Genomic DNA, 16575 nt, shown 5'->3' with positions numbered 1-16575 from the left:
CGCCCTACGCTCGGTCCATGCCCCGCCGCCACCTCCGCATGACCGGTCCGGCCGACACCCCGCTGCGGGCGGCCCTGAGCGCGCTGCGCACGGAACTGGGGATCCCCGCCGACTTCCCCGCCGGCGTGCTCGCCGAGGCGGCCGACGCGGCGCGGAAGCCGGCCCTCTCGGGGCACGAGGACGCCACGGACCTGCCGTTCCTCACCATCGACCCGCCCGCCTCCACCGACCTCGACCAGGCGATGCACCTGGAACGCCGGCCCCAGGGCTACCGCGTCCACTACGCGATCGCCGACGTCGCCGCCTTCGTCCGCCCCGGCGGCGCGCTCGACGCCGAGGCCCACCGCCGGGTGAACACGCTCTACTTCCCCGACGGCAGGGTGCCGCTCCACCCCGCGTCCCTCTCCGAGGGCGCCGCCAGTCTCCTGCCGGGCGAGACCCGCCCCGCCGTGCTCTGGGAGATCGACCTCGACGCCGAAGGCCGCACCGTCTCCACCCGGGTGCGCCGGGCCCTGGTACGCAGCCGCGCCAGACTCGACTACGCGGGCGTGCAACGGCAGATCGACAACGGCACCGCCGAGACGTCCCTCGCCCTGCTCAAGGACATCGGCACCCTGCGCGAGAAGCAGGAGACCGTCCGAGGCGGCATCTCCCTCGACGTGCCCGAGCAGGAGATCATCGAGCGCGCCGGGACATACGGACTCGCCTACCGCGCTCCGCTCCCCGCCGACGGCTGGAACGCCCAGATCTCGCTCCTCACCGGCATGGCCGCGGCCCGGCTGATGAAGGAGTCCGGCACCGGCATCCTGCGTACGCTCCCGGTCGCCCCCGACGGCGCGGTGGCCCGCCTGCGCCGCTCGGCGGAGGCCCTGCACATCGACTGGCCGCACCACGTCCCGTACGCGCAGGTCGTCCGCTCCCTCGATCCGAGGCGGACCAGCCACGCGGCGTTCCTCCAGGAGTGCACGACGCTGCTGCGCGGCGCCGGCTACACGGTCTTCGAGAACGGCGAGCTGCCCACCCCGGCCGTCCACGCCGCGGTCGCCGACCTCTACACGCACTGCACCGCACCGCTGCGCCGCCTCGTCGACCGCTACGCCTGCGAACTCTGCCTCGCGGCCGCGGCGGACCGCGAGCCGCCCGAGTGGGCCCTGACCGCGCTCCCCGCCCTGCCCAAGGAGATGGCGGAGGGGACCCGGCGCGCCAACACGGTGGAGCGCGAGTGCGTCGACCTCGTCGAGGCCGCACTGCTCAAGGACCGGGTCGGCGCGGTCTTCGAGGCGTACGTGGTGGACGTGAAGGAACAGGACCCGACCACCGGCACCGTCCACATCGACGACCCGGCCATCGTCGCCCGCGTCGAGGGCGGCACCGCCGCGCTCCCGTTGGGCCGACGGCTACGGGTCCGGCTCACCCAGGCGGACCCGGGATCCTCGAAGGTGCTGTTCGCCCCGGCGTGAGCGCGGCCACGACGGTGCGCGGACCCTCGGCCTGAAGGACGCACCGACGCCGCGGCAGGGGCCGGGGCGAGGGCCCGGCAACCCTGGCCCCCGCCGCCACCCGCCCCATCTCGTACGATCGCGCCTTCGAGCCCGCACCCCGAGACTGCGGGAAGAGGAGGACCGTCATGACTGATCCCCCGGCCCTGCCTGCCACCGACCGCGCCCGCCAGATCCTCGCCGCCGCGCGCGCCCTGCTGGAGCACGAGGGCCCGGACGCCCTCACCATGCGCCGCCTCGCCGGGTGCGTGGGCATCACGGCTCCCTCGCTCTACAAGCACTTCCCGGACAAGTCGTCCGTGGTCGACGCCCTGGCCGACGCGATGCTCAGGGAGACCGCCGGAGTCCTCGAGGCGGCCGAGTCCGCGGCGCCCGGCTCCTTCCCCGCCCTGGCCGCCGCCTACCGCGCCCACGCCCTGGCCCACCCCCACCTCTACCGCCTCACCACCGGCCGGCCCCTCCCGCAGGACCTGGAGGAGGATGCCGCGGCCCCGCTCCTCCGCGCCCTGGCCGGCGACGAGTCACGCGCCAGGGCGGCCTGGGCCTTCGCCCACGGCATGGTCGTGATGGAGCTCAACGGCCGCTTCCCCACGGACTCCGATATCGCGGCGGCCTGGACGGCGGGCATCGCGGCCTTCGCCTCGGTCCGCCTCTGACAACCGCGTGCGGTCCTGTGCCACGATCGGGGGTACAACTCCCATCTCACGGACGGCGGATCCCCCGATGTCCCACTCCGGCGAGCGACCGAGGAAGGGGCGTGACATGTCTGCCATGCCGCACGAACCGCTCTCGCAGGCGGAGGTCCTGCTTGAGGGCTTCCTGGCGCTGGACACGCCGGAGGGCTTCCGGGCCGAGCTGATCGAGGGGGAGATTGTCGTGACGCCGCCGCCGGACGGGGATCATGAGGACTGCATCGGCCTGATTCTTGAGCAGGTGATCACCCGTTCCCGTACCAGGATGCAGTTTTCCGGGAACAAGGGGCTGAAACTGCGCAGTGGCGGGGGGTGCCCCAAGAACCACGTCATCCCCGACGGCACCTTCGCCCCCACCGAACTGCGCCTGTACCGCGGAGCGGATCCCTGGATGCCGTGCGAGGGAGTGGCCCTGGTCGTCGAGGTCACCTCGTCCAAGCCCACCGCCGACCGCACGGGCAAGCGGCACTGCTACGCCCGGGGACCCGTTCCCCTGTACCTCCTGGTGGACCGCGAGCAGTCCTCGGTGACCTTGTTCAGCGATCCGCAGGGGGACGACTACCGCCAGCACTGCACGATCCCGTTCGGCAAGTCGATCCGCCTGCCGGCACCCTTCGCGCTCGACCTGGAGACCCTGGCGTTCATCTGAGCCGTCCACCCGCCCTGTGGGGCCCGCCCCGCCCGGCCGGGTAGCATGGGCCCCACGGCAGACGAGCCGGGCGGACGGCCGCGTGAGGATCTTCGGACCCTCCCGAGGAACGTCCGGGCTCCACAGGGCAGGGTGATGGCTAACGGCCACCCGGGGTGACCCGCGGGACAGTGCCACAGAAAACAGACCGCCTGGGACTTCGGTCCCCGGTAAGGGTGAAACGGTGGTGTAAGAGACCACCAGCGCATGAGGCGACTCAGGCGGCTAGGTAAACCCCACCCGGAGCAAGGTCAAGAGGAGCCGTCGCAAGACGGCTCTGCGCGAACGTTCGAGGGCGGCCCGCCCGAGTTCGCGGGTAGACCGCACGAGACCGGCAGCAATGCCGGTCCTAGATGGATGGCCGTCTCCCCGGCCGCCGCGAGGCGACCGGGCGACAGAACCCGGCGTACAGCCCGACTCGTCTGCCGCCACCTGCGGCTTTGCCCCGGTGTCCTTCCGGCCCACGGCCGGTCTCCTCTTCGTCCGCGCGACGGCCGCCGGACCATGGCAACGCACCGGGCGAACGGGACGTCGAGGGTGTCGTCTGCGGTGAACCTTCCCTCTCTCCGCTTACGTCCGGCTGACGTCCCGCTCACGTTTCGCTGACGTTTCGCTTACGTGGCGCCCCTGGACTGCGTGCCTGCGAAAAGGCTCCCGGGCGGGCCTTGCCCGGGCCTCGGATTCGGTACAGCATGGCCGCCTCGCGGGACGTCCGCACACCGGAAGTCCCCGGCCGAAGGGAGCCGCGTGCAGTGTCGGGTGGGGTCAGGCCAGTGATGCGGCGTGTGCGGGGTCGATGGCGTGCCGGAGTGGCTCGGCCCGGGTGAAACGGGCGAGTTCGTCGAGCACGAGCTGTCCGAGGCGGTGGCGTTCGGCGCCCAGTGCGCCGCCGAGGTGCGGGGTCAGGATGACGTTGGGAAGGGTGAAGAGTGGCGAATCGTGGGCCGGGGGCTCGGGATGCGTTACGTCGAGTACGGCCGTGAGGTCCGGCCTGGCGTGCAGGACCCGCGCGGCGGCCGGCTCGTCGATCAGCGCGCCCCGCGCCGTGTTGATCAGAGTCGCGCCCGGCGCCATCGCGTTCAGCAGCCGTGCCCCGATCGTGCCGCGGGTCTCGGGCAGGAGCGGGGCGTGGAGGCTGACGACGTGGCAGGTGGCGAAGAGCTCCTCGACGGGGACCAGCCGGACGCCCGCCTGCCGGGCGGTGTCCGGGGACGCGACGGGGTCGGTGGCGAGGACCTCGACGTCGAAGCGGGCGAGGTGGGCGGCGACCAGCCGGCCGATGTGGCCGAGCCCCAGCAGGCCCACCCGTGACCGGTAGGCGCCCGGGACGTCGGGATCGCGGGGGAAGCGGTGGCTGCTCGCCACCTCCCGCGCGATGCGGTGGGTCTGCTTCAGCCCGAGGAGGACGTGGGCGAGGGTGAACTCCGCCACCGGGACGGCATTGGCCGCGGCGGCCGAGACGATCGGGATGCCGCGCGCCCAGAAGGCGGGAGTGGTCAGGTGCCGGACGGATCCCGCCGCGACGAAGACGGCCCGGAGCCGGGGGGCGTGCGACAGGAGGGCGGTGTCGAGGACGGGCGCACCCCAGCCGGTGAGCAGGATGTCGACCCCGCCGAGCACCTCGGGGCGCTCGGCGAGTTCCTGCCGGGTGAGGGGCGGTCCCTGCAGGCGCACGAGCCGGTCGATCCCGGTCAGCACCTCGGGCGGATAGACGTCCGCCCGGCGTTCTTCCTCCATGACCAGCAGGGCTGCCGGGGCGGGGGCCGGTTCGTTCATGTCGGGGCGGTCTCCTCGGGCCCGTCCGGAGTCGGACCGGCGGCCGGGCGGCCGCGGTACCTGCTCGGACGTGGGGACGAATGTCGGACTGGATGGTGGGGATTGGTGTGGCCTGTTCGCTCCTCGGATCGAAGGCCCGCCCGGACCATACATCGGATCACTGAAGGGAGTCTGCGTAAAGCTCGGATGTCCGTTACTGGCGATTCCGGGTAGTTCATCCCTCATGTGAAGGGTGTTGAGGGGGCGGTGGGCGCGCACTCCGGGGCAGCGGGCTCGATGAAAGCCCGAAGCGTTTTGTATTCATCGGACTATTGACCGCCGATTCAGGCCCCGTTACGGTCCCAGCAAGCGCTTTCCCGGCCAACTGTGATGCGGCGAAACAGGAGTTGTCATGAAGAGATCACGATGGGTCGGTGCCGGTGTTCTCGCCTCGGCACTGGTTCTCACCAGCTGTTCCTCCGGGCCCGCGGGAGTGGACGCCAAGCAGAACTCCAAGGCGCCGCTGGAGCTGTGGACCAGGACGACACCGGGCGGGCCGGGGGAGCAGGGCGCGCTCAAACTCGCCGCCGCCTTCGAGAAGGCCACGGGCTACAAGGTCGAGGTCACCGCCATCTTCGACGACTTCGAGACCAAGCTGCAGCAGCGCGCGGCCCAGAAGAAGCTCCCCGACATCGTCATGAACGACGTGACGCAGCTCGGAGCCATGCACAGCCAGGGTCTGCTCCGGGAGATCGACCTGGACAAGATCAAGGACAGCGGGCAGATCATCGGCCAAGGGCTGGACTCCGGGAAGAGCGTCGACGGCAAGCAGTACGGACTGCCGTACTCGGCGCAGGCGTCCGCGCTGCTCATCCGCAAGGACTGGCGGCAGAAGCTGAAGCTCGACGTGCCCGAGAACTGGGACGACTTCGCCGCGATGGCCAAGGCCTTCACCACCCGGGACCCCGACGGCGACGGCAGGAAGAACACCGCCGGCCTCGCCGCCCCGCTGTCCACCAAGCGCGGGTACGCCTCCTGGTACTTCTCCAACTTTCTCTGGGCCGCGGGCGGCGACTTCATCACCGAGGCCGGCAAGGGCACGTACAAGCCGGCGATGACCAGCGAGGCGTCGGTCAAGGCCATGCAGTGGTTCCGCGATCTGGGCTGCAAGGACAAGGCCATCCAGCCCGGTGCCGTGACCATGGACACCCCGCCGACGAACGAGACGTTCGAAGCGGGGAAGACCGGCATGTTCGTCGTCGGCCCCTACCTGCTGCCCCGCTTCGACGAGACCCTCGGCAAGGACACGTACGAAGTCGTGCCGATGCCCAAGGGACCCAAGGACGCCACCGTCCTCGCCGAGGGCGGCTCGGTCTACCTGATGGCCGGCTCCGACAACCAGGCGGGCCAGGACGCCTTCGCCGGCTTCGCGGTCTCCGCCGAGGGTCAGAAGACGGGTATGGCGGGCGCCACCGGCTACACCGTGCAGCTCCCCGTCAACAAGACGGTCGACGTCTCCCAGGTGCGCTCCGACCCCCGCTGGAAGACCTACGCCCAGGCGTACGAGGACTCCGGACGCTACGCGCCGTCCATCCCGAACTGGACCCCGGTGCGGCAGGCGACGGCGGACACCGTGAACGCGCTCATGGCCGACTGCGGCCTGAACACCGAGGCGAAGCTGGGCGAGCTCGACAAGCAGCTCGCCGACATCCTCGAGGAGCAGGGGATCGCCGCGTCATGAGCCTCGACCAGGCGGAGCCGGCTGCCCTGCCGACGGCCGGTTCCGCCCCCCGGAAACCGGGCCGCCAGGGCGGCGGGCTCACCGGACGACCGGGACGCAGCCGCAGATCGGGCCGGTGGTGGACGCCCTGGCTCTTCCTCGCCCCCGCTCTGCTCCTCTTCCTGTACTTCAAGTTCATCCCCATGGCCAGCGCACTGACCATGTCCTTCCAGGAGGTTCAGCCCTACCTGGGGAACAAGTGGGTCGGCACCGAGAACTACGCCACGGTGCTCCAGTCCCACGGGTTCCGCGAAGCCGCGTGGCACACCGTCGTCCTCGCCGCCGGTCAGACGGCCGGCTCGATGGCGCTGGGCCTCGCCCTCGCCCTGCTGATGGAGGGACAGAGCCGCCGCCTGGGATTCGTGCGTTCGGCGGCGTTCCTCCCGGTCGTGGTGCCCATCGCGGTCGTCGCCGAACTGTGGCGGATCATGTACCACCCGACCGGGGACGGCATGCTCAACTCTTTCCTCGGGCTGGTGGGGCTGGGTCCGTCGGGGTTCATCAACGACCCCGACACCTCGATGGCCTCGATCATGCTCACCGGCATCTGGCGGGGCGCCCCCTACGACATGATGATCATCCTCGCCGGTCTGACGAGCGTGGACCGCGGCCTGTACGAGGCCGCCAAGGTCGACGGCGCGTCCAGGCGGCAGCGGGTGTGGCACGTGACCGTGCCCGGGCTGCGGTCCGTCTTCTCGATCCTCTTCATCCTCGCCGCGATCCGCGGACTGCGGGTGTTCACCGAGGTGTTCCTCCTCACCAACGGCGGGCCCGACGGGTCCACCGAGGTCGTCATGACCCTCATCTACAAGCTCGGGCTCGAGCAGAACCGGCTCGGCGTCGGAGCGGCGGGAGCGGTCCTGCTGTTCGTCGCGACGCTGATCCTGACCGTCGTCGTCCAGCTGCTGAGGCGGAGGGAGAGCAAATGAGTACCCGGACCGAGACCGCGCTCGGCCTGACCGAGAGCCGGAGCGCTGGCGGACGGATCCTGAAGGCCGTCATCTACCTGCTGGTCCTGATCGTCTTCGCGGGGCCCCTGCTGGCCCTGCTCGTCAGCGCCTTCGGCCACGTCAAGGACCCGACCCAGCTGAGCGTCATCCCGTCGGGCGTCACGCTGGACAACTTCAGGATCGCCTTCGACCAGGGGGTGCTCACGTACCTGCTGAACTCGTTCTTCGTCGTCGGCTTCGGGCTGCTGCTCCAGGTGGCCGTCTCCGTCCTGGCCGGCTACGCGCTGGCCCGGAAGGTCTTCCCCGGGATGGCGCTGGTGCTCGTCGCCATCCTGGCGACGCTGATGCTGCCCGAGGAGATCCTGGCCCTGCCGCTGTCCCTGATCCTCGCCGACCTCCCGGTCGTCCACTTCAACCTCATCGGCACCCTGGCCGGAATGATCGTCCCGCTGGGCGCCTGGGGGTTCTCCATCCTGGTGATGACCGAGTTCATGAAGGACGTCCCCCGCGAACTCGAAGAGGCCGCCCGCATCGACGGCGCCGGTGACCTGCGGATCTTCGCCCAGATCATCCTGCCGATGTGCAAGCCCGCCCTCGGCGTCATCGGGGTGTTCGGCTTCACCATGATCTGGGACCAGTACCTGCTGCCCCTCCTCGTGTCCACCGACTCCTCCTCGTACACGCTCCCGCTGGCGCTGCGGACCCTGCGGATCGACCCCGCCGTCACCCCCGGCGTGGTGATGGCCGCCTCCCTGCTGGCCCTGCTGCCCTCCGTGATCGTCTTCCTGTTCTTCCAGCGCTCCTTCGTGAGCGGCCTGTCCTCCGGCGCGCTGAAGGGCTGAGCCCTTCCGGCCCCGTGTACGAGACCCGAGTGCGACAACCCCCGTACGAGAAAGAGCGATGCCCCATGACTCCGAGCGCCGGCGCCACTCCTCACGCGCACCCGCCCGTGACCCCGGTTCCCGAAGGGGCCCCGGACACGGCCTGGTTCACCGCGGCCCGGTTCGGCATGTTCGTCCACTGGGGCCTGTACTCCCTCGCCGCACGGCACGAGTGGGTCAAGAACCGGGAGAAGCTGACCGACGAGCAGTACCAGGTCTACTTCGACCACTTCGACCCCGACCGGTACGACCCCGTCCAGTGGGCCAGGGCGGCCAAAGCGGCCGGCATGCGCTATGTCGTCCTCACCGCCAAGCACCACGACGGCTTCTGCCTGTGGGACAGCGCCCTCACCTCGTACAAGGTCACCAACACCCCGTACGGCCGGGACCTCGTCGGCCCGTTCGTCGAGGCGTGCCGGGCCGAAGGGCTCAAGGTCGGCCTCTACTACTCGCTGATCGACTGGCACCACCCTTCCTTCCCCGTCGACGGCACCCATCCGCAGCGCGACGACGAGGAGTTCAAGGCCGCCCACGCCGGCCGGGACATCCACGACTACCAGCGCTATCTGCACGGCCAGGTCCGGGAACTGCTGACGTCGTTCGGACGCGTCGACTACCTGTTCTTCGACTTCTCGTACGCCGGGCGCACCTGGTGGGGCGGCAAGGGACCCGACGACTGGGACTCCCCGAAACTCCTGGAGATGATCCGCGCGCTCCAGCCGCACGTCCTCGTCAACGACCGGACCGGGCTCCCCGGGGACTTCGTCACGCCCGAGCAGTACCAGCCCTCCGGCCCCATGACCGAGCACGGGCGCCCCGTGGTGTGGGAGGCCTGCCAGACGCTCAACGGGAGCTGGGGCTACGACCGCGACAACCTCGACCGCAAGAGCGCCGACCTGCTGATCCGGATGCTCGTCGACGGGGTGTCCAAGGGCGGCAACCTGCTGCTCAACGTGGGCCCCACCGGCCGGGGCGATCTCGACCCGCGCGACACCGAGGTCCTGGGCGAGATCGGCCGGTGGACGGAGCTGCACGAGCGGTCGATCCGCGGCTGCGGCCCGTCCCCGTACACCGCACCCGCCGAATGCCGCTACACCCAGCGCGGCGACCGGCTCTACGTCCACCTGTTCGCCTGGCCGCTGCGTCACCTGCACCTGCCGGGCCTCGCCGGGCGGGTGCGGTACGCCCAGCTGCTCAACGACGCCTCCGAGATCATCCCGGTCCACATCGAACCGGGCAGGCCCGCGGTCAACACCGAGATGGGCGGGCAGCCCGCCGGCACGCTCACGCTCCAGATCCCGGTCCGGCGTCCCGACACCCCCGTCCCCGTCATCGAACTGTTCCTGGAGAGCGCGGCCGGCCCGGCCGACGGCTGAGCCGCGGCCGCGCAGGGCCCGCCCGTCCACCACACTCACGGAGGCACCATGCAACGCCGCACGTTCCTCATGGGCACCGCAGCAGGGGCGGCGCTGGCCGCCGTCCCCCTCGGCGGACCGCTGACCGCAGGCGCGACGCCGGCCCCGGCGGCCGTCCGCACCCTGGACGAACTCCAGGCGGCGATCGACCGGGCCCGGCCCGGCGACCGGATCGTCGTCGCCGACGGCGCCTACACCGTCCCTCCGGACCGCCCCCTCCTGATCCGCGACAAGCAGGGCACCGAGCGCGCCCCCGTGACCATCGCCGCCCTGACCCGCGGCGGCGTCGTCCTGGACGGCCCCCACAGCTTCGTCATCGAGGCGTCCCGCCACATCACCCTCAGCGGCTTCTCCTTCCGCCAGAGCAGCACCCTGGACATCCCCCCGGACTGCTCGCACATCAGGCTCACCCGCAACGACTTCCAGCTGGCCGACATCGAGGGCATGCACTACGTGATGGTGCGCGCCGACGACAGCACGGTCGACCACAACCACTTCCACGGCAAGAGCACGCTCGGCATCTACCTCGGCATCGAGGGTGCCGGTACGGAGGACATGGCCCAGCGCGTCCACGTGTACCGCAACTACTTCTCCGACCACACCTTCGCCGGGTCCAACGGCGGCGAGCCGATCCGGCTCGGCGTCAGCCCCCGGGCGCTGTCCAGTGCCCGAGCGGTCGTGGAGTACAACCTGTTCGAGCGCGCGGACGGGGACCCCGAGGCGATGGTGAAGAGCTCGGACAACGTCATCCGGCACAACACCATCCGTCACAGCACCGGCGGCATCGTCCTGCGGCACGGCAACCGCAACCGGGTGGAGGCCAACCACCTGATCGACGGCACGGAAGGGGTGCGGATCTACGGCAACGACCACGTGATCGTCAACAACTACCTCGCCGGCCTGTCCGGGCGCGCCCTGGTCGTCGGAAGCGGTTCGGAGCGCGACCACCTGCCCGGCGAGCCGGCCGGGACGCGCCGCGGCAACGACGCCCCCGACCGCGTCCTCATCGCCTACAACACCCTGGTGAACAACGACGGCACCCTCTCCGGCGAGAGCCATCGCCCGCACGAACCGCGGGACGTCACCATCGCCGACAACCTGTTCGTCGCGGACACCGGCCGACTGGTCGACATGGCCGACACCGTGCGCTTCACCTGGTCGGGCAACCTCCTGTGGGGCGCCGCCGACGACGGCAACATCCCCGCGGGCGGCGGCACCCGGACCGACCCGCGGCTGGTGACGGACGCGCACGGCATCGCCCGGCCGGCCGCCGACAGCCCGGCGATCGACGCGGGCACCCTGCGGTGGCCGCCCGTCACCCACGACATCGACGGCCAGCCGCGCGGCCGGGTCCGGGACGTGGGCGCGGACGAACACGCGCGCCGGGCGCCGAGGCGCGGACCCCTGACCCCGGCCGACGTAGGCCCCGGGGCCGCCTGAGCAACCCGTTCCGTCCCACCCCGTTTCCCCCCCGACGCAGGAGGCATCATGCAACGACGCACGTTCCTCAGAAGCACCGCCGTGGCCGCACTCGCCGCCGTCCCCCTCACCACCTCTCTGACGGGGAGCGCGTCGGCGGCCGACATCCCGGTCTCCTCCCTGGCCGCACTCCAGAGCGCGATCAACGGGGCCGCGCCCGGCGACCGCATCGTCGTCGCCGACGGCACCTACACGGTCCCCTCGGGGAGCGCCCTCACCATCACCGGCAAGAACGGCACCGAGGCCGCGCCCATCACCATCGTCTCCAAGAGCCGGGGCGGAGCCGTGCTGCGCGGTGAACGCGGCTTCGTGCTCAGCGGGTCGAGCCACATCACCCTCAGCGGATTCTCCTTCCGGCAGAGCACCACGCTGGAGATCCCGGCGGACTGCTCGTCGATCCGGCTGACGCGCAACGACTTCCAGCTCGCGGACAGCGGCGATCCGTACTGGGTCGTCGTACGGGCGGACGACACGAAGATCGACCGCAACCACTTCCACGACAAGACCACGGCCGGCATCTTCATCGTCGTCGACGGGCCCGGCTCGACCGCCATGGCCCAGAACCTCCACATCTTCCGGAACCACTTCTCCGACCACAGCTTCACCGGGTCCAACGGCGGCGAGCCCATCCGCCTCGGCGTCAGCGGCCGGGCCCTGTCCGGCGCCCACGCGGTCGTCGAGTACAACCTGTTCGAGCGCTGCGACGGCGACCCCGAGGCCGTCTCCGTGAAGTCCTCGGACAACACGATCCGGTACAACACCGTCCGCGACAGCCGCGGCGGCATCGTGCTGCGGCACGGCAACCGGTCCACGGTCGAGGGCAACTACCTGATCGACGGCACCGACGGGGTGCGGATCTACGGCAACGACCACAGGATCGTCAACAACTACCTCAGCGGTCTGTCCGGCCGGGCCCTGGTGGTCGGCAGCGGCACCACCCGGGACCACCACGAGGGCGAGACGGAGGACGAGCGCCGGGGCAACGACGCCTGCGACCGCGCCGTGATCGTGCACAACTCCCTGATCGGCAACACCGGCACGATCCAAGGCGAGACCCGGACGTACGAGCCGCAGGGCGTCGTCGTCGCTGACAACCTGCTGGTCGGCGACGCGGGAAGCCTCGTCGCGATGGGAGCCACCTCCGGCTTCACGTGGCAGAGCAACCTGCTGTGGGGCGCGGCCGCGAACGGCAACGTCCCCGCCGGGGGCTTCACCCGGGCCGACCCCCGCCTCGCCGCGGGAGCGGACGGGGTGATGCGGCTGACGTCGGCCAGTCCGGCGATCGGGGCCGCCACGTTCGCCGGCGCCGCCGTCGCCGACGACATCGACGGGGACCTGCGCGGCAGCACCCGGGACATCGGCGCCGACGAGTACGCGACGGCGTCCCCGCTCCGGCGCCCTCTCACGGCCGCGGACGTGGGCCCGAACGCCGCCTGAGCGGCGCATCCCACCGGCTACGGTCCGCCCGCCCCGTCCGGGCGGACCGTACGACCCGTCCGCCCGAACGTCCGTCCGCCCGGGGGGACCGTATGACACCACGGCGGGCCCCTCGCAGGAAGGCAGTGGCATGAACGAGGAGAGCGGCCGGAAGAGGGCGAGCCGCGCCCCGGCCGGGTCCGAGGCGGGCCGCGCCCCGGCCGGGTCCGACGCGGGCCGGACCGGGCTGGGCCTGTGTTCGGTCACCTACCGCCGGCTGCCCGCGATCGAGGTCGCGCGGTATGCCGCCCACGCGGGCCTGGAGGTGATCGAGTGGGGGGCGGACGTGCACGCGCCCGCGGAGGAGCCCGGCACCGTCCGTGCGGTCCGGGAGGCGTCCGACCGTTACGGGCTGGCCTGCTGTTCCTACGGTTCGTACTTCCGCGCCACCCCGGGCGAACTGGCCGGGTTCCCCGCCGTCGCCCGGGCCGCGACGCTGCTCGGGGCGGAGCGGGTCCGGGTGTGGGCGGGTGCCACCGGATCGGGGTACACCCTGCCCGAGCAGCGGCACGCGACCGTGCGCTGTCTGCGGGAGGCGGCCCGCATCGCCGCGGACCACGGCCTCGGACTCGCCACGGAGTTCCACGGCGGGACCCTCACCGACTCCGTCGCCTCCACCGTCCGGCTGCTGGACGAGGTGGACGCGGACCATGTCCGTACGTACTGGCAGCCGCCGCTCGACACCCCCGACGAGGAGGCGCTGGCGGGACTCGCCGAACTCGGTGACCGGGTCGCCGCCGTGCACGCCTTCTCCTGGTGGCCGGGCAACACCCGGCTGCCGCTGGCGGACCGCGAGGACCTCTGGACCGCCGCCCTCGGGATGCTGGACGGCCGGGGCGTCGAGGCGCTCCTGGAGTTCGTGCCCGGCGACGACCCGGAGGTGCTGACACGCGAGGCCGCGACCCTGAGGCGGGCGGCCGGGCAAAGCGTCTCCGGCCGGACGTAGTTGACTGTACGGGCGCGGGCCTCGAAAGATGTCCCGCCCCGCCCCACCCAGACGTCAGGACGGCAGACATGCAGATCAACGACGACGACACCCTCCTGTTCATCGGTGACTCCATCACCGACGCGGGCCGCGACCGTGCGGATTCCACCTCGCTCGGTCATGGATACGTCCACGAGATCGCGCGGACCCTGCGCGAGCGGGCGCACGACGGACCGGGCCCCCGGGTCGTCAACCGGGGGATCGGCGGCAATCGCGTCTACGACCTCGAATCACGGTGGGCCGCCGACGTCATCGGCCACCGGCCCACCGTGGTCACCGTGAAGATCGGCATCAACGACACCTGGCGGCTCTACGACAGCGGACTCGTCAGTCCCGTCCACGAGTTCGAGGCGTGCCTCGACCGGCTGCTCGCGGACACGGTCCGGCAGCTCTCCGCCCGGCTGGTCGTCATCACGCCGTTCCTGCTCCCGGTCACCCCGGACCAGGAGGGCTGGTTCGAGGACCTTTCGCCCCGCACCGACGCCGTCCTGCGGACCGCCACGCACCACGGGGCCCAGATCGTCCGTGCCGACCTCGTCCTGCCCCGCGCGGCCCAGGACCGGCCGGCGGCGGAGCTGGCCCCGGACGGTGTCCACCCGAGCCCCCTGGGGCACCGGCTGATCGCCGACGCCTGGCTCGCCGCGGTCGGCGCCGGCGCTCCGGCGGCGCAGCGCTAGCATCACGCCGCCCGGCACCCCGGCGTCCTGGGCGCCCAGCGCCGCGAACTCGCCCGCGTCCGCAGTGAGAAGGGTGTCCGCGGGGCCCCCAGCGGATCACGGACTCCTGGGGCGGGCCCCTGCGCATGTTGTCGGTGGCATGACTTATTCTTCGCTCATCCGTCACACGTGCAGCACACGTCGCACACATCGACTGTCGCCTGATAGCGCACGTAGTGGCCCCATACTCGCTCCGGGGGTTCGAACCATCCTGCGTATACGCACTCTCCCGGCCGCCACCGCACTGGCGGTCCTCTTCAGCTCGGCGGTACTCACCGCCGCACCGGCGTCCGCCGACACCACCAGGCCCCTCGCGGTCTCGGACGCCGACGACACGGTCGTCGACGGCGTTCACCAGCGGCTGTACTTCAGCGACCGGTACAACGACAAGATCGTCGTCACCGACTACAGCGGGAAGGCCGTCGCCACGCTCACCGGCCTGCCCGGGGTCCGTGACCTCGAACTGAGCCCCGACTCGGGCACGCTGTACGCGGCGGTCTACGGCGCCGACAAGATCGTCGCCCTCGACACCGCGACCCTCACGCAGACCGCCGAGTACCCGACCGGCGACAAGACCATCCCCTCCCGCCTCGCCTATGCCGACGGCAAGCTGTGGTTCGGATACGGGGACCAGTGGGACTCCGGGCTCGGCTCCGTCGACCTGACGGCCGAGACGCCCACGGTGATGCTGGACCTGGCGGCCGGACACGACTTCGCAGGCCCGCCCGGGCTCTACGCGAATCCCGCCGACCCGGGCACGCTGCTCGCCCTCGACGCGCACATCAGCTCCGGCCCGATCGTCGTCTACGACATCTCCTCCGGTACCCCGGTCATCCGCGCGTCCGCCGAGAAGGGAGGCTTCTACAGGGACGCGGCCCTCACGCCGGACGGTCAGAACGTCGTCGTGGCGGGGCCCGGAAGCAGGGCGCTCACCGAGTACCGGCTCTCGGACCTGGAAGAGGTGCGCACCTATCCCGTCCCCGACCAGCCGGAGACGGTCAGCGTCGCTCCGGACGGCACGGTCGCGGCGACCGTCCTCGACACCGACGACCTCGGGGACACGTACGTCTTCGCCGCCGGCAGCGGCAAGCCCGCCAGCGTCCGCAACCTGTCGCACCAGTGGATGCCCTGGTTCGGGCACTCGATGAACTGGTCGGCCGATGGCCGGAAGCTGTTCGTGCTGACCGGGTCCTCCGAGTCCACCCAGTTCCACGCCATCGACGAGCCCCGCAAGTACGTCGGCACGCTCAAGGTCGACGCCCCCGCCAGCGCCACCCGCGCGAAGTCGCTCACCGTCAAGGGCTCGCTCACCGCCGCCCTCGCGCTGCCCGCCGGGACGCCCCTGGCCGTCACCCGCACCGACATGGAGTCGCCGAAGGGGAAGTCGCTCGGCACCAAGCGGCTCGGAGCGGGTGGCAAGTTCTCCTTCACGGACACCCCGCCGGTGGGCAGCAAGGTCACGTACACGGTGAGGTACGCCGGTGACGCCACGCACACGCCGGCCACCGCCTCGGACACCGTCAACGTTTCCCGCGCCACGCCCACACTGACGCTGAACAACAACGGCAAGGTGTACGGCTACGCCAAGAAGGTCGCGTTCACGGCGCACCTCGGCACGACGTACAAGAACCGCACGGTCGAGATCTGGGCCGACCCGTTCGGGGCGGACAAGCCGAAGAGGCGGGTGAAGACCGGCCAGGTCAACTCCCGGGGCAACCTGTCGGTCACCCTGGCCATGACCCGGGACACCGCGGTCACCGCCGTATTCAAGGGCGACGCCCGCTACGCCCCGAAATCGGTCAAGTCCACCGCGTACGCCCGGGTGAAGGTCTCGACCGCGCTGTCCAAGTACTACAGGACCGGCAAGATCGGCTCCACGACGTACCGGTACTTCCACAAGAACACCGACGTCATCTCCACCACGACGATGAGCTACTACAAGGGCCGCAAGCAGCGGCTCGAACTCCAGGTGTACTACCAGGGCAAGTGGTACGACGGGGCCACCGAGTACTTCAAGCTCGGCACCAACGGAAAGTCGGCCGTCAACCTGGGCCACTCCGGCAAGTCCGGCATCCGCGCCCGCGTGCGCTCCTCGTACGTCAACTCCGATTCCGGAGACACCATCAACTCGACGACGCACGGGAGCTGGACGTACTTCATGTTCACCAGCTGATGCACGGCCGGCGTCCTGCGAGACGCTGACGTCAGGGGCGCGTTTCCCACCCGGGGACGCGCCCCACTGCTGTCCCCTCTTGCGCG

At 71.1% G+C, this 16575-nt stretch carries 13 protein-coding genes and 1 other RNA gene; 13 read left to right on the top strand and 1 reads right to left on the bottom strand.

Annotation, left to right across the window (positions count from 1 at the left end; translation table 11 throughout):
• Positions 1 to 38: 38 nt before the first annotated feature.
• The 4 genes from E6R60_RS03805 (at position 39) to rnpB (ending at position 3304) form a co-directional block, all read left to right on the top strand.
• Positions 39 to 1460 (top strand): RNB domain-containing ribonuclease, encoded by a 1422-nt coding sequence (locus E6R60_RS03805; protein ID WP_136325531.1) that lies wholly within the window; start codon positions 39 to 41, stop codon positions 1458 to 1460.
• A gap of 167 nt (positions 1461 to 1627) precedes the next feature.
• A complete protein-coding gene (locus E6R60_RS03800) occupies positions 1628 to 2155 on the top strand; it encodes a TetR/AcrR family transcriptional regulator (RefSeq protein WP_136324967.1) in 528 nt (175 codons plus the stop codon).
• 115 nt (positions 2156 to 2270) lie between these two features.
• Positions 2271 to 2840: a Uma2 family endonuclease gene (locus E6R60_RS03795; RefSeq protein ID WP_136325530.1), complete on the top strand. Its 570-nt coding sequence runs from the start codon at positions 2271 to 2273 to the stop codon at positions 2838 to 2840.
• A 62-nt stretch (positions 2841 to 2902) separates the two neighbouring features.
• Positions 2903 to 3304, top strand: an RNA gene (rnpB, locus tag E6R60_RS03790) — RNase P RNA component class A.
• A gap of 340 nt (positions 3305 to 3644) precedes the next feature.
• Here rnpB and E6R60_RS03785 read toward each other — a convergent pair.
• A complete protein-coding gene (locus E6R60_RS03785) occupies positions 3645 to 4655 on the bottom strand; it encodes a hydroxyacid dehydrogenase (protein WP_136324966.1) in 1011 nt (336 codons plus the stop codon).
• Positions 4656 to 5046: 391 nt separating this feature from the next.
• On the opposite strand from E6R60_RS03785, the gene E6R60_RS03780 reads away from it, so the two are divergent.
• From E6R60_RS03780 to E6R60_RS03740, 9 genes are all read left to right on the top strand, one after another.
• On the top strand, positions 5047 to 6375 hold the full coding sequence (locus E6R60_RS03780; protein ID WP_136324965.1) for a sugar ABC transporter substrate-binding protein: 1329 nt from the start codon (positions 5047 to 5049) through the stop codon (positions 6373 to 6375).
• Positions 6372 to 7343, top strand: a complete 972-nt coding sequence (locus E6R60_RS03775; protein ID WP_136324964.1) for a sugar ABC transporter permease — start codon at positions 6372 to 6374, stop codon at positions 7341 to 7343. The genes E6R60_RS03780 and E6R60_RS03775 overlap by 4 nt, the downstream gene beginning before the upstream one ends.
• Complete coding sequence (locus tag E6R60_RS03770) at positions 7340 to 8206, top strand: carbohydrate ABC transporter permease (protein WP_136324963.1); 867 nt, start codon at positions 7340 to 7342, stop codon at positions 8204 to 8206. The genes E6R60_RS03775 and E6R60_RS03770 overlap by 4 nt, the downstream gene beginning before the upstream one ends.
• Before the next feature lie 65 nt (positions 8207 to 8271).
• Positions 8272 to 9621 (top strand): alpha-L-fucosidase, encoded by a 1350-nt coding sequence (locus E6R60_RS03765; protein ID WP_136324962.1) that lies wholly within the window; start codon positions 8272 to 8274, stop codon positions 9619 to 9621.
• 48 nt (positions 9622 to 9669) lie between these two features.
• The gene (locus tag E6R60_RS03760; RefSeq protein ID WP_136324961.1) at positions 9670 to 11100 is read left to right on the top strand and encodes a polysaccharide lyase 6 family protein; all 1431 of its coding nucleotides are present in this window, start codon (positions 9670 to 9672) and stop codon (positions 11098 to 11100) included.
• Between the two features lie 48 nt (positions 11101 to 11148).
• The gene (locus E6R60_RS03755; RefSeq protein ID WP_136324960.1) at positions 11149 to 12576 is read left to right on the top strand and encodes a polysaccharide lyase 6 family protein; all 1428 of its coding nucleotides are present in this window, start codon (positions 11149 to 11151) and stop codon (positions 12574 to 12576) included.
• Between the two features lie 130 nt (positions 12577 to 12706).
• On the top strand, positions 12707 to 13561 hold the full coding sequence (locus E6R60_RS03750) for a TIM barrel protein (RefSeq protein WP_136324959.1): 855 nt from the start codon (positions 12707 to 12709) through the stop codon (positions 13559 to 13561).
• Between the two features lie 68 nt (positions 13562 to 13629).
• Positions 13630 to 14277, top strand: a complete 648-nt coding sequence (locus E6R60_RS03745) for an SGNH/GDSL hydrolase family protein (RefSeq protein ID WP_136324958.1) — start codon at positions 13630 to 13632, stop codon at positions 14275 to 14277.
• A 250-nt stretch (positions 14278 to 14527) separates the two neighbouring features.
• Entirely contained in the window at positions 14528 to 16489 is a 1962-nt protein-coding gene (locus tag E6R60_RS03740) for an Ig-like domain repeat protein (RefSeq protein WP_136325529.1), read from the top strand.
• Positions 16490 to 16575: the final 86 nt, after the last annotated feature.

The organism is Streptomyces sp. A0642 (assembly GCF_004795105.1).
Taxonomy (GTDB): Bacteria; Actinomycetota; Actinomycetes; order Streptomycetales; family Streptomycetaceae; genus Streptomyces.
This window is presented reverse-complemented; position numbering and strand designations above follow the sequence as displayed.

What these genes read in the sequence shown, in the direction of transcription:
- E6R60_RS03770 (WP_136324963.1), top strand. Translation starts at nt 7,340, where the DNA reads ATGAGTACCCGGACCGAGACCGCGCTCGGCCTGACCGAGAGCCGGAGC.
- E6R60_RS03760 (WP_136324961.1), top strand. Translation starts at nt 9,670, where the DNA reads ATGCAACGCCGCACGTTCCTCATGGGCACCGCAGCAGGGGCGGCGCTG.
- E6R60_RS03795 (WP_136325530.1), top strand. Translation starts at nt 2,271, where the DNA reads ATGCCGCACGAACCGCTCTCGCAGGCGGAGGTCCTGCTTGAGGGCTTC.
- E6R60_RS03755 (WP_136324960.1), top strand. Translation starts at nt 11,149, where the DNA reads ATGCAACGACGCACGTTCCTCAGAAGCACCGCCGTGGCCGCACTCGCC.
- E6R60_RS03765 (WP_136324962.1), top strand. Translation starts at nt 8,272, where the DNA reads ATGACTCCGAGCGCCGGCGCCACTCCTCACGCGCACCCGCCCGTGACC.
- E6R60_RS03780 (WP_136324965.1), top strand. Translation starts at nt 5,047, where the DNA reads ATGAAGAGATCACGATGGGTCGGTGCCGGTGTTCTCGCCTCGGCACTG.
- E6R60_RS03745 (WP_136324958.1), top strand. Translation starts at nt 13,630, where the DNA reads ATGCAGATCAACGACGACGACACCCTCCTGTTCATCGGTGACTCCATC.
- E6R60_RS03805 (WP_136325531.1), top strand. Translation starts at nt 39, where the DNA reads ATGACCGGTCCGGCCGACACCCCGCTGCGGGCGGCCCTGAGCGCGCTG.
- E6R60_RS03750 (WP_136324959.1), top strand. Translation starts at nt 12,707, where the DNA reads ATGAACGAGGAGAGCGGCCGGAAGAGGGCGAGCCGCGCCCCGGCCGGG.
- E6R60_RS03775 (WP_136324964.1), top strand. Translation starts at nt 6,372, where the DNA reads ATGAGCCTCGACCAGGCGGAGCCGGCTGCCCTGCCGACGGCCGGTTCC.
- E6R60_RS03785 (WP_136324966.1), bottom strand. Translation starts at nt 4,655, where the DNA reads ATGAACGAACCGGCCCCCGCCCCGGCAGCCCTGCTGGTCATGGAGGAA.
- E6R60_RS03800 (WP_136324967.1), top strand. Translation starts at nt 1,628, where the DNA reads ATGACTGATCCCCCGGCCCTGCCTGCCACCGACCGCGCCCGCCAGATC.